The following is an 11744-nucleotide window of genomic DNA, read 5'->3' as shown; positions in this document are numbered from 1 at the left end:
TTCCGCATCGCCTACCTCTACGGCGGCGTCCTCTTCTACACCTTCGCGATTTTGGCTGCCGTGCTCCTGCCGCTGGCGCTCGTGCCGACGGCGCGGCTCTCGGGAAACCGCTGGACGCCGGCGCTCGTCCTCCTCGTCGTGGCGCTCGTGGGCATGGCGGGGCTCTCGATCGCGCGCGCGGGCTTCGAGGTGATGCAGCCGGTGTCCGTCATCGAAGAGGAGATCGCCAAGGATCCGACCTCGCCCATCGCGGTGGCCAACATCACGGCGAGGAAGAACGGTGTGACGCCGGGGAGGGTGGGTGGCCTGCCCCTCCTGTACATGGGCTCGGCAGCGGTCGTCGGGATGGCGCTCGTGGACGCCCGCCGCCGCCCCGTCGCGTCCACCGTCGCGTTCAGCCTCCTGCTGTTCATCGTCGGCGGCTGGTTCATCGCTGCGAGACCGTCCCTGGCCCCGATGGTCCCCGGCGTTGGACCCACGGCCGTCGCCTTCGTCATCACCTTCGTCGCCGCCCTCGTGGGCGGAGTAGCCGCCAAGCGGCTGTCGGACGCCCTCTGAGCTTGGCCCCGGCGAAGTCGGTCGTGATCACGGGCGCCTCGACAGGCATCGGCTCCGCTTGCGCGCTCCATCTGGACCAGTTGGGCTGGAGAGTCTTCGCGGGCGTGCGCAGGCAGGGCGATGCGGAGGCGCTCCGAGCCCTGGGTTCGGCGCGGCTCACTCCCATCTCACTCGACGTCACGGACACCGTCTCGATCTCGACGGCGGCCAGCGCGGTAGCCGGCGCCGTGGGAGCCGCCGGCCTCGCGGGACTCGTCAACAACGCCGGTATCGTCGTGCCGGGTCCGATCGAGTTCCTTCCCCTGCCCGATTTGAGACGGCAGCTCGAGATCAACGTGGTCGGCCAGGTCGCGGTGACGCAGGCTTTCCTGCCTCTCATCCGGGCGGGCCGCGGCCGCATCGTCAACATGGGGTCGATCGCCGGCCGCATGGCCACGCCCTTCACGGGCGCGTACAGCGCCTCCAAGTTCGCCCTCGAAGCGCTGACCGACGCGCTCCGACTCGAGCTCGCGCCCTGGGGCATCTCGGTGTCCATCATCGAGCCGGGCGCGGTCGCCACGCCCATCTGGGAGAAGTCCGCAAAGAACGCCGCGGCTATGCTTGGCGCCGCCCCTCCCGAGACCTTCGTGCTCTACGCGGAGGCGATCGAGGCCGTGAAGAAGACGGCGGCGCACGCGGCGAAGAACGCCGTCGCTCCTGTCGACGTGGCGCGCGCCGTCGAGCACGCGCTCACGGCCGCGAAGCCCAAGACCCGCTACGTGGTCGGCCGCGAGGCCAAGATCCGGGCGGCGATGGCCCTCTTCGTCCCCGACCGCGTCCGCGATAACCTGGTCGCCAGGGCCATGCGCCTGCCGAAGAGCGCCCCCTCGGCCCCACCTAAAGCCGGCGAAGGCACCTGGGGCTAGGACCGCGGTGTCAATCGGGCGCGGGTTTGGCGTTGAGCGCGTCCATGAGGTCGCGGGAGAAGGTGCCGGCGTAGACCTCCTCCACTGGGCCCTTGAGGCGGATGGACCAGTCCGGCCGGACGTCCACCTCGAGCGTGCCGCCGGGCATTCGCACCGTAACGAGCCCGTGGTCGCACAATCCGTTCTTGACCGCCGCGCACGCAACGGCGGACGAGGACGAGCCCGACGCCAGCGTATAGCCCGCCCCGCGCTCCCAGATCAGGATGTCCACCTGCGAGCGCGACGCCACGCGCGCGAACTGGACGTTGGTGCGGTTGGGGAAGGCCGGGTGGCGCTCGATCTGCGGGCCGAGCGTCCTGCAGCGCGCCTCGTCCAGCGCGTCCACGAAGACCACGCAGTGCGGGTTGCCGACCGACACGGCCGTGACCAGGAGCGTCTCGCTCCCAACCTGGAGCGGCACCTTCACCACCTCGCGCGGAGGTCCGTTCATGGGGATCTCGGGAGCCACGAAGGTGCAGCGCCCCATCTCGACCGTGACGAGATTCATGCGCCCGTCGGCCGTGTGGCAGCGGCACTCCACGCGCCCTCCTTTGGTGTCCACGGTGAATACAGGCTGCTTGGCGTGCCCGTGGTCCCAGAGGTACTTGGCGAAGATGCGGAGCCCGTTGCCGGACTTCTCAGCCTCGCTGCCGTCTGGATTGAGGATGCGCAGTCCGAAATCCGCGCCGGCCCAGGCCGTCACCTTGAGCAGGATGCCGTCGGAGCCCACGCCCCAGTTGCGGTCGCAGATCCGCACGATCTGCGGAACCGTCAGCGGCGCCGGCAGGTCACGTCCGTCGATGACGATGTAGTCGTTGCCGAGCCCGTGCCCCTTGACGAACGGAATCATACGCTCGCTTTAGCACCTCGCCGATTGATGTAGTTGAGGATGCGCTCCGAAAGCCCGCGCACGTCGCTCGGCAGACGGCGCCGCCACTTCCGGGCGAAGCGCGCCATGGCCTGCCGCCGCTGTTCCAGATCCTCGGCCGCCGCCACGGGCGCGCGCTCCCCCGTACGCGTGCCGCCGCCCCGGTGGACGAAGCGCGCGTCCACGACGACGCACGCAAGGCCTCGCTCCCGCACGGCGAAGGAGAGGTCCCGGTCGTAGCCGTGGAAGAAACCGTAGCCTTCGTCGAAGCCGCCGATCTCGTCCAGGAGCGCGCGCCGGAGGCAGAGGCAGACACCGTCCACCGCCGCGACTTCGACTACCGGCGCCGCGAGGCCCGGTCCATCCTCGAGGCAGTGGACGATGGTGCGCCCGACGTAGCGCCCGTCGCGCCTGACCCGCCGCGCTCCGTAGAGCCCCGCGAGCCCCACCCGCCTGCCGTCGCCGAGTGCCGCCTCCAGCCGCTCGAGCCACGCGGGCTCGCGCATCTCGGTGTCGTTGTGGAGGAAGCAGATCACCTCGCCTCCTGCCAGCCGCGCCCCCTGGTTGAGCGCGCTGATCAGGCCCACGTTGGCCGCGTTGCGAGCGTAGCGAAGCGGGTACGGCGGGGCGAAGCGGCGGAAATAGGCTTCGGTGGCGTCAGTCGAGCCGTTGTCCACCACGCAGAGCTCAAAAGGGACGGTGGTCGGCCGAAGGCTCTCCAGGCAGGCCCGCGTGAGCGCCTCCTGGTTGTGCACGACCAGGACGACGCTGGCGGCCGGTCTACCGCTGGGCGAGCGGGACGTACTTCTCGTCCGTCAGGCCCGTGTAGTCGGAACGCGGCCGGATCAGGCGGTTGTTGCCGTGCTGCTCGAGTACGTGCGCGGCCCAGCCGGCGACCCGGCTCATGGCGAAGATCGGCGTGAACTCGTCCGTCGAGATACCCATGGACGCGTACGCCGCGCCCGAGTAGAGATCCACGTTGGGGAAGATGTGCTTCTCCGCGGAGACCACGCGCGCCATGATGTCGAGGATCTCGACATTGGCGGTGCTGCCGGCCTGCCTGCCGAGCTCGAGGGCCAGGCGCTTGAGGTGCTTGGCCCGCGGGTCCTCGACGCGGTAGACGCGGTGGCCGAAGCCCATGATGCGCGCCTTGTCGGCGAGCGCCTGGCGGATCCATCGATCGGCCTTGGCGGGGTCCTTGATCTTCTCGACCATCAGCATGACCTGCTCGTTGGCGCCGCCGTGCAGCGGGCCCTTGAGCGCGCCGATGCCGGACACCACGGCCGAGTGAAGGTCGGAGAGCGTCGCGGCCGTCACGCGGGCGGCGAAGGTCGAGGCGTTGAACTCGTGGTCGGCGTGGAGGATCAGGGCTACGTCGCAGGTCTTGGTGGCCAGCGGGGTGGGCTTCTTGCCGGTCATCATGTAGACGAAGTTCCCCGCGAGCGACAGTCGCGGGTTGGGCGCGACCGGCGCCTTCCCGCTGCGGATGCGGTCCCAGGCCGCCACGAGCGTCGGCAACTGCGCCGTCAAGCGGATCGACTTGCGGAGGGTCGCCTCCCGGGAGTTGTCGGCGGCGTCCGGGTCGAAGGCCGACAGCGCCGACACACCGGTTCTCAGGATTTCCATCGGTGTCGTCTTCTTCGGGAAGAGCCGGAGCATGGCGAGGAGCTTGGGCGGGAGCTTGCGATTGGCCGTCGAGGAGAGCGCCTTGACGTGGGCGTCCAGCTCCTTGCGCGTGGGAAGCCTGCCGTACCAGAGGAGGTACGTCACCTCCTCGAAGGTCGACTGCGCGACCAGGTCGTCCACGTCGAAGCCCCGGTAGACCAGCCGGCCCTTGTGGCCGTCGATGAAGCAGATCTCCGAGGGAGAGACGACTACGTCTTCCAGACCGGCCTTCGTAGGATTGGCGGCGGCGTCGCTCATGGCTCCACCCAGTCTCCTCGGTGTGCGGGATGACAGCGGTTGACTTGTACCATACGGCCGGACTCTGAGCAACACTTCGGCACTGGGCCAATTTGCTTCGCCATACTTCGTTCTCGCTCGCCGGCAGCCCTCAACGTACACGCACGTACGCCTCGGGCTGCCGACTCGCTCGGGCCTCGTCTGGCTCGCAACTTGGCCCAGTGCCAGGGCGGACCACCGTATACTGCCCGGCATGGACCGGCACGTTCCGTCCGTCGTGGACTTTTACAGCCGCCATCCGATCAGCGAGGGCCAGATCGTGGACGCCCTCCGCCGCCAGGACAAGGACCTCAAGCGCCTCCAGCCCGAAGACCTGTACGACCTCGACCAGGACCACTACGGCGGCCTCGAGGCCGTCGAGGCCCTGGCGCGGCGCGCGCGCATCGACGCCGCGAGCCGCGTCCTCGACGTCTGCGCCGGGCTGGCAGGGCCCGCGCGGTTCATCGCCCGCCGCTGGGGCGCGCGCGTCACCGGCATCGATCTCAACCCCCAGCGCGCGGCCGGCGCCCGCCGCCTGACCGCCCGGGTCGGTCTTGCGCGGCTCGTGCGGATGGTGCGGGGCGACGCGCAGAGCCTGCCTTTCGGAGCGCAGGCGTTCACCGCCGTGGTCAGCCAGGAAGGGCTCCTCCACGTTCCGGACAAGGGCCGGGTGCTGGCGGAGTGCGGCCGCGTGCTCCTGTCGGGCGGACGCATCGCCTTCAGCGACTGGATCGTGACACCCCGCCTGGGCGACAGCGAGCGACGACGGCTCGAGGAGTGGATGGCCGCGGTCACGCTCCAGAGCATGGATGGCTACAAGGCACTTCTCGCGCGGGCCGGATTCGGCGCCATCGACGCCGAGGACCTCTCGGCCGAGTGGATCGGCGTCCTCAGGCGGCGGCTCGAGATGTACCGCGGCCTGCGCGCGGATACCGTAGCGAGACTGGGTCAGACCCGCTACGACGAATACAATCAGCTCTACGCGTTCTTCGTCGGGCTCGTCGAAGCGGGAAAATTAGGCGGGGCGCGCTTCAGCGCAACAGCCGGTCCAGCAACTTCTTGACCTGCTCGGACTCTTTGACCTTGACGCCCGTCGGGATGACCCGCAGCGAGCCCCCGCTGCCCGTCACCTGGGCGCGGAGCTGGCTCGAGCCCTGGGTCGCGACCACGTTCATGTCCGTCCGGCCGTCCACGAGCGCGTAGGTCCCGGCCACCGCCACCTTCAGGTCCTTGCCTTGATAAAGGAGGTCGTCCGTGCGAAGCACGCCGGCGGTGATCCGATAGCTGCCCGTTATCGAATCGAAATCGAGCGCCGTCTTGCTCGGTCCGGGGAGCTTCCCGCGCAGCACCTGATCGACGACCGTGCCCGCCTCGAGGACGTCGCGCACGAGCTTGAGCGCGTCCTCGCCCACGACGCGGCCCTTGCCGATCTTGAGCCGGCCCGTACCGTTCATGCTGCGCCACACGTCCGCGGTGTGCATCGACAGCTCCCCGCCGAGATCGAGCGGTCCCGATACGGCGAAGCCCTGGCAGAGATAGCCCTGGAGCACCGGCAGCAGCTCGACGCCTTCAATCGTGATGTGCGTAAGGTTCAGAAGCGGAGAGGGCTCGGTCAGCCCGGCCGTGAACGTGAGCGCCACCGAGCCCTTGCCGAGCTTCGCGCTGAGCGGCGCGCTCTCGAAGGCCGCAGGCTTGAGCAGCACGGGCACGCGCACGTCGTCGAACACCAGCTGGCGCCGCGTGGGCGGCGCGCACGACCTCCGCTCCTCACTCAACGTCACGCGGCTCAGATCGAGCTGGCCCGTCGCGCCCAACCGCGCAAGCGCGCCGGAGACCTGGAGCTTGCCCTTCACCGGACCCGAGATCTCGGGCGACGCGGCGAGAAAGGCCCGCGCCAGCGGCGCGATGTCGGCGCCTTCCAGGTCGAGCGAGGCCTTGATGGGCATGTCGCCGCCACGGAGGCCCATGCTCGCGCGGATGTCGCGGAGGCGAAAGCCTCCCGGCTCGACGCGGGCCTCGCCGCGAATATCGAGGTCCGCGCCGCCGACACCCGCCACGGTCGCGTTGATGTCCTGGATCCGGACATCGCCCTGCTTGTCCCCAAGGCGCTTCACATGGACGACGGCGTTCGTGAGGCTGATGCGCGAGACCATGACGCCGCCGACGACTGTGGCGCCGGGAATTCCAGGCACCGCGCGGGGAACGGTCTTCGCCGGCAGCGCGGCGCCGGCCAACGTCGCGACGTTCCACCGCCCGCCCTCCTCGACCAGCTCGAACTGCGCCTTGTCGAGCGTGATGCTCGCCAGCTCGATCCGGAGCGAGAGCAGCGGCCGCAGGCGCACGCGCACTTTCACCTCGCCCACCCGCAGCACAGGGCTGGTGCCGAAGCGCGGATCGTCGGCGATCTCGAGCTCGCGGAGCGTCACGTTCGGCAGGGGCAGCAGCGAGACGGACAGCGAAGCAAACTTCACCGGGCGGCCCACGACCTGCCCGGCCGCCTGGGTGACATGCGCGCGGAAGGCCGCGGTGTCGAGCAGGCGGGGCAGCAGCGCCAGCGTCCCCGCCGCGAGCAGCACCATCGCGGCGAAAACGATCAGCGACGAGCGGAGCCATTTCCGGCCGGCCATGTTCGTCGCTGCCCCGCGCTACGGGATCAGCAGGATCTTGCCGGTCGTCTTGCGACCTTCCAACGCCTTGTGCGCTTCTGCGGCCTGGGCCAGCGGGAACTGGTGCTCGATGCGCAGCTTGACCTTGCCGTCGCGGATCCAGCCGAGGACCTCGCCGGCTCGCTGGAGCAGCTCCTCGCGGCCGGCGATGTGGTGGTTGAGGCTCGGCCGCTGGAGGAAAAGGGAGCCGCGCACGTTCAGGACCTGGAGGTCGAGCGGCGGCACGGGCCCGCTGGCCGCGCCGAACAGGATCATGAAGCCCCGCGGGCGGAGGCAGCTCAGGCTCTTGTCGAACGTGGTGGCGCCGACGCCGTCGTAGACGACGTCCACGCCGCGCCCGCCGGTGATCCGCTTCACCTCGGGCTCGAAGTCCTGCTTGCTGTAGAGGATGACGTGATCGGCCCCCGCCGCCTTCGCGAGCGCCGCTTTCTCCTCGGTCGATACCGTGCCGATCACGGTGGCGCCCAGCATCTTGGCCATCTGGCAGAGCAGGAGGCCCACGCCGCCAGCCGCCGCGTGCACGAGGCAGGTGTCGCCCTTCTTGAGCGGGTAGCTCGACTTCACCAGGTAGTGCGCCGTCATCCCCTGGAGCATGGCGGCCGCGCCGTCCTTCGGCGCCACGCCTGCGGGCAGCTTCACGAGCCGGTCGGCGGGCACGGCGGTCATCTGGGCGTACGAGCCCGGCACGCCCGTCCAGGCGACGGCGTCCCCGGCCTTGACGTCAGTGACGCCCTGTCCCACCGCTGACACCGTCCCCGCGCCCTCGAGGCCGATGGTCAGCGGCAGGGGCGCCTTGTAGGTGCCCGTGCGGAAGTAGACATCGATGTAGTTGACGCCGGCTGCGGCGAGCTTGACGACGGCCTGGCCCGCGCCCGGCGTGGGCTCGGCGACGTCGTCGTACTGGAGCACTTCGGGACCTCCCGGTGCGTGGATCCGGATGGCTTTCATGGCCGCCTCACGCCTTCAGGAGCGTGCGGATTTCGCCCACGACGGCCTGCCGCCACGACTCGAGCTTCTCGGCGCGAAACGCCTTGCGCACCTCGAGCATCTTGGCCTCGAGCTCCTCGGTCACCTTGGGCGGCCGCTCGAGCAGGCGCGCGACCTCGGTCATGTTCTCGTCGAAAAACGCGAAGACCGGGATGGACCGGAACATGTCCTTGTTCAGGTACTGGTCCATCAGGTCGGGGTTCTTGTCGCGCAGGAACACGCGGGTCTCGATGTTCGGGTTGCCCTCGATGAGCTTGAGGAGCACCGGGACGTTGTAGAGCGCGTCACCGCACCAGTCCTCGGTGATGATCACGCACTTCAGTTTCTTGCTGAGCGACTCGAGCGCTTTCTTGTCCTCGGGCTTGACCTTGATCTCTCCGAGGAACTTCACGAACGTGTCCTTGTTGGTGCCCATCTGATCGAGGTACTGCTGGACCGTCATGCCCTGCGCGAACCGCTCCTTCGTGACCATCGGATCTCCCTGTGCGCTGCGCCTATCGCATCGCGGCCAGATCAACGGTGAACTTCGCGACCTCACGCTCGTCGGCGTCCTTGACTACCAGCACCACCCGGCCCTTCGGGTTCAGTCCCTCGGCCGGAAATACGTACAGACACTGCGCCGCGTACCGCCCGTCGTCCTCGCGGAGCGCGGTGCGCTCGTTCTGCACGAACCTCGCCTTCACCTCCTGTGCCCCCGCCACGAGCGTCGGCGCGTAGAAGCGGGCGAAATCCGTCTTGCCGCCTCGCAGCGTCACGCGGAAGGCGAGCTTGCCCTCGTAGTCCTTCATCAGTGCCTCGACGTCCTTTGGCTTGAGCTCCTCGTTGCGGAACGTCGAGTTGCGCGCCGCCAGTGCTAAGCGGTGGAACGGTGTCATCACAGTGAGCGTCTGCCCGGACGCGTCCTTGAGGCGCCATTCGGTTCCGAACTCCTCGACCACGACGCTCTTCTTACCCGCGCGGACGGCCTGCTCGCGGTCGCGGTCCGTCAGCGCGAACGACACGGCCTCGCCGGGCGCCACGCCGATCAGCCCCGCCGCCAGCAACAGGAACGGAAGACACCCGTACCAAGAGGATCTGCGCCCCATGTGGAAGCGTATTCTAGCACACGGCGCGGCCGCCCTTGCGACGCCGGGCCTGCGGCGGTACCGTCTCTGCATGCGCCCGCTCGACATCTCGCCCGCCTAGCAGATTGAAGTCCGGGAGGAGGGCACCTTGAAGACACGCCGCAGGACGAGGTGGGTCGGCACGTAGAGCACGATCAGGTTGAACGCCATCATGCACAGCAACCAGAGCCGGGGCGCCATCAGCGTTTGGGGGTGCTTGTCGTCGAGTCCGTACACGTAGTTGAGGTTGACCGCCCACGCAGGGTGACCGGCAGGGGGTGGCGGGGCCGGAGCGAAAAGATAGGACACGAGCAAGATCATGACTGCGGCCACGGACTGTATCGGGAGCGCCCGCCGGTCGTAGCCCAAGCGCGAGAGCAACCACACAAGGACGAAGGGCAGCCAGCCATGAAACGACGACAGCCCACGCAGAAACACGGGAATCCTCGGATCGAGCATGTAGGCGGTGACACCGGTTAGGTGCACGCCCGCAACGAGCCGGCATAGAAGATCGATCACCCACAGTATCTGCGGCAGCGTGATGGCAACGGCCTGCATACTCACCAGCAGCGGGCTTTCGATCCAAATCGCGACACCGGTGACGAGCAACGCTACGTCACAGAAGTAGAAGAAGTTCCATGGGGTATAGGTCACCCAGTAGCACGGCACGACGATAGCCACAAAGGACGAGTAAGCCACCTTCACCCAGGTTGGAATGTGTTGGCGCGCTGCCGTTGTCATGATGTATGTTGTCTACGGGGTGCGGCCGCAAGGCGCCGAACGGCCGGGAGGATGCCGGCGAGCACCATGCTACGGTTCTACCACAGAAGGCAACGGAGGTTCTCCACGGTGCGCTTTCCTCTTATCGTATTGACCGTGCTGTGCCTTTCCTGGAGTTCTGCCGAAGCCGACGACTACAAGTATCCGTTTCACGATCCCTATGTGGCGACGATCACCAGCGCCATTTTGAATAGCGATGCTCTCGCTCACCGGCCCACGCGAGAGGTGGTCCATGTGCCCGGCCTCCCCGGCCGAGATGCCGTGCCACTTCTCGAAGGACGCGACGGCCTGAGCGTCGCCCTCTATCGCCAACGCCACCCAGCGCCCCTGCTCTTCATTCTTTCTGGTATTGGATCCAACCCTTACTTCGGGCTTTCCACCTATTTCGCCGGGCTTTTCTATCGCGAGAGCTTCCATGTTGTCATTTTGCCCTCTCCGATGAGCTGGAATTTCGCGTTGGCGGCCAGCCGAAGCGGCGCGCCAGGCTATGCTCCGGAAGACGCTCGTGATCTCTATGAAGCCATGCAAACAATCCTTACGCTCCTGAGAACTCAATACAACGTCGAGCCTACCGGAATCAACTTCTTGGGGGCAAGCCTGGGGGCGCTTGAAGGCGCCTATCTGAGCGTCATCGATGCCGATGAACGGAAGATCGGCATTAGAAAGTTTCTCCTCATGAACCCGCCACTCGATCTCTCGTATGCCCTCACGAAGGCTGATGCGTGGGATGCGTTCAAGAACAAGTTCGGCGGGGACAAATCCAAGAGCATCGTGGCGAAGGCCCTTGGCATCGTCGAATCCTTCTCCAGGGAAAAGCGGGATGACCCGACGGTCTTTGCAAGGTTGGCCAAGGCGTTCGCCGGGTTTACGACGGAAGAGCTCCAGTTCCTCATTGCCGAGGATTTGCAATCCCTGCTTCCCGAGCTCGTGTATGTCACGCAGGCCATTCACGATCAAAACATTCTGAAGACGCCCACGGACCAGGCCAAGAAGCGCCTCCAGGAAGCCAAGGGGCTGACGTTCAAAGACTACTTCGAAAAGATCGCCGTGCCCTTGTGGAGGCTTCGGGCGGCGGAGCCGCAGGCTGATTCGGAGAGCTTCTGGAAGCGGGGATCCCTGGCGCCGATTCTCGGGCGGCTGCGCGGCTATTCACCAGTGCAGCTCATGCATAACGCCGATGATTTCATTGCCCCCAGGGAATCAATCGAAGAGCTCAAAGACACATTGGGCGATCAGGTGATCCTGTATCCGTACGGAGGACACCTCGGCAACCTCTGGTACCCGGAGAACAAGGAATACGTCCTGAGATACTTCAGGACGCCCCGCTGAATCAGAGAGAGCGCGGCTCACTCCAGCTACTTGCCCCCCGCCTATTTCCCGACGGTGACCGACGAGAATGTCGCCGGGTCCATGTAGGTCGTCGCCACGCGCCTGACGTCCGTGGCGGTGACGCGCGAGACCCCAGCCTTGAAGCGGTCGGGCCAGTCCAGACCGAGCTGGTTCTCCTCCACCGCCACCAGGAGCCCCGCCATCTTGCCCGAGGTGTCGGTCCGAAGCGGGTAGCTGCCGATCAGGTACGCCTTGGCCAGCTCGAGCTCACGCGCTGTGACGGGCTCGCGCGCCATACGCGCCAGCTCTTCCTTCACCAAGCGCACGGCCTCGTCCACGGTCTCAAGTCGTGTCTGGAGCCCCACGAAGTAGGACGAGCCATAGCGACCGGGGCCGAGGCCGCTGTAGACGGAGTACGCGAGCCCGCGCTCCTCCCGCACCTTCGTGTAAAGCCGTGAGGCCGAGCCACCACCCAGGATGTAGTTCGCGACCACGAGCGGGAAATAATCTGGGTGATCCTGGCGTATCCCCGGCCGCGCTAGCGACACCGTCGCCTGCGTCAGCTTGC

Annotated in this window: 13 protein-coding genes; 4 read left to right on the top strand and 9 right to left on the bottom strand. The window is 67.3% G+C overall.

Features of this window, described 5'->3' with window-relative positions; translation table 11 throughout:
- On the top strand, window positions 1-558 hold a 558-nt coding region (locus VGV06_07440), incomplete at its 5' end, for a hypothetical protein (protein ID HEV2054989.1).
- A gap of 2 nt (window positions 559-560) precedes the next feature.
- A complete protein-coding gene (locus VGV06_07435) occupies window positions 561-1463 on the top strand; it encodes an SDR family oxidoreductase (protein HEV2054988.1) in 903 nt (300 codons plus the stop codon).
- A 10-nt stretch (window positions 1464-1473) separates the two neighbouring features.
- Here the strand turns inward: VGV06_07435 and dapF are convergent, their stop codons facing one another.
- Genes dapF through VGV06_07420 form a run of 3 tightly spaced genes read right to left on the bottom strand, consistent with a single transcriptional unit; the run spans window position 1474 to window position 4293 of the window.
- Window positions 1474-2352, bottom strand: a complete 879-nt coding sequence (gene dapF, locus VGV06_07430) for a diaminopimelate epimerase (protein HEV2054987.1) — start codon at window positions 2350-2352, stop codon at window positions 1474-1476.
- The gene (locus VGV06_07425) at window positions 2349-3131 is read right to left on the bottom strand and encodes a glycosyltransferase (protein HEV2054986.1); all 783 of its coding nucleotides are present in this window, start codon (window positions 3129-3131) and stop codon (window positions 2349-2351) included. Before VGV06_07425 ends, dapF begins: the two co-directional genes overlap by 4 nt.
- 19 nt (window positions 3132-3150) lie before the next feature.
- On the bottom strand, window positions 3151-4293 hold the full coding sequence (locus VGV06_07420; protein HEV2054985.1) for a citrate/2-methylcitrate synthase: 1143 nt from the start codon (window positions 4291-4293) through the stop codon (window positions 3151-3153).
- A gap of 232 nt (window positions 4294-4525) precedes the next feature.
- On the opposite strand from VGV06_07420, the gene VGV06_07415 reads away from it, so the two are divergent.
- Window positions 4526-5374, top strand: coding sequence for a methyltransferase domain-containing protein (locus VGV06_07415; protein ID HEV2054984.1), 849 nt, complete (start codon window positions 4526-4528; stop codon window positions 5372-5374).
- Here VGV06_07415 and VGV06_07410 read toward each other — a convergent pair.
- The 5 genes from VGV06_07410 to VGV06_07390 form a co-directional block, all read right to left on the bottom strand.
- Complete coding sequence (locus tag VGV06_07410) at window positions 5343-6938, bottom strand: AsmA-like C-terminal region-containing protein (protein HEV2054983.1); 1596 nt, start codon at window positions 6936-6938, stop codon at window positions 5343-5345. The genes VGV06_07415 and VGV06_07410 overlap by 32 nt on opposite strands.
- Before the next feature lie 18 nt (window positions 6939-6956).
- Window positions 6957-7925 (bottom strand): quinone oxidoreductase, encoded by a 969-nt coding sequence (locus VGV06_07405; protein HEV2054982.1) that lies wholly within the window; start codon window positions 7923-7925, stop codon window positions 6957-6959.
- 7 nt (window positions 7926-7932) lie between these two features.
- The gene (locus tag VGV06_07400; GenBank protein HEV2054981.1) at window positions 7933-8436 is read right to left on the bottom strand and encodes a thioredoxin family protein; all 504 of its coding nucleotides are present in this window, start codon (window positions 8434-8436) and stop codon (window positions 7933-7935) included.
- A gap of 22 nt (window positions 8437-8458) precedes the next feature.
- Entirely contained in the window at window positions 8459-9049 is a 591-nt protein-coding gene (locus VGV06_07395) for a hypothetical protein (GenBank protein ID HEV2054980.1), read from the bottom strand.
- A gap of 96 nt (window positions 9050-9145) precedes the next feature.
- Complete coding sequence (locus tag VGV06_07390; GenBank protein HEV2054979.1) at window positions 9146-9808, bottom strand: hypothetical protein; 663 nt, start codon at window positions 9806-9808, stop codon at window positions 9146-9148.
- A 108-nt stretch (window positions 9809-9916) separates the two neighbouring features.
- Here VGV06_07390 and VGV06_07385 point away from each other — a divergent pair, with 108 nt between their 5' ends.
- Window positions 9917-11176: a hypothetical protein gene (locus tag VGV06_07385; protein HEV2054978.1), complete on the top strand. Its 1260-nt coding sequence runs from the start codon at window positions 9917-9919 to the stop codon at window positions 11174-11176.
- A 41-nt stretch (window positions 11177-11217) separates the two neighbouring features.
- Here VGV06_07385 and VGV06_07380 read toward each other — a convergent pair.
- Window positions 11218-11744, bottom strand: a 527-nt coding sequence (locus VGV06_07380; GenBank protein ID HEV2054977.1) for an insulinase family protein, incomplete at its 5' end; no start/stop codon positions are given.

The organism is Candidatus Methylomirabilota bacterium (genome assembly GCA_035936835.1).
GTDB lineage: Bacteria > Methylomirabilota > Methylomirabilia > Rokubacteriales > CSP1-6 > AR37.
Note: the sequence above shows the minus strand (reverse complement) of the source record. Positions and strands in the feature narration are given on the sequence as shown.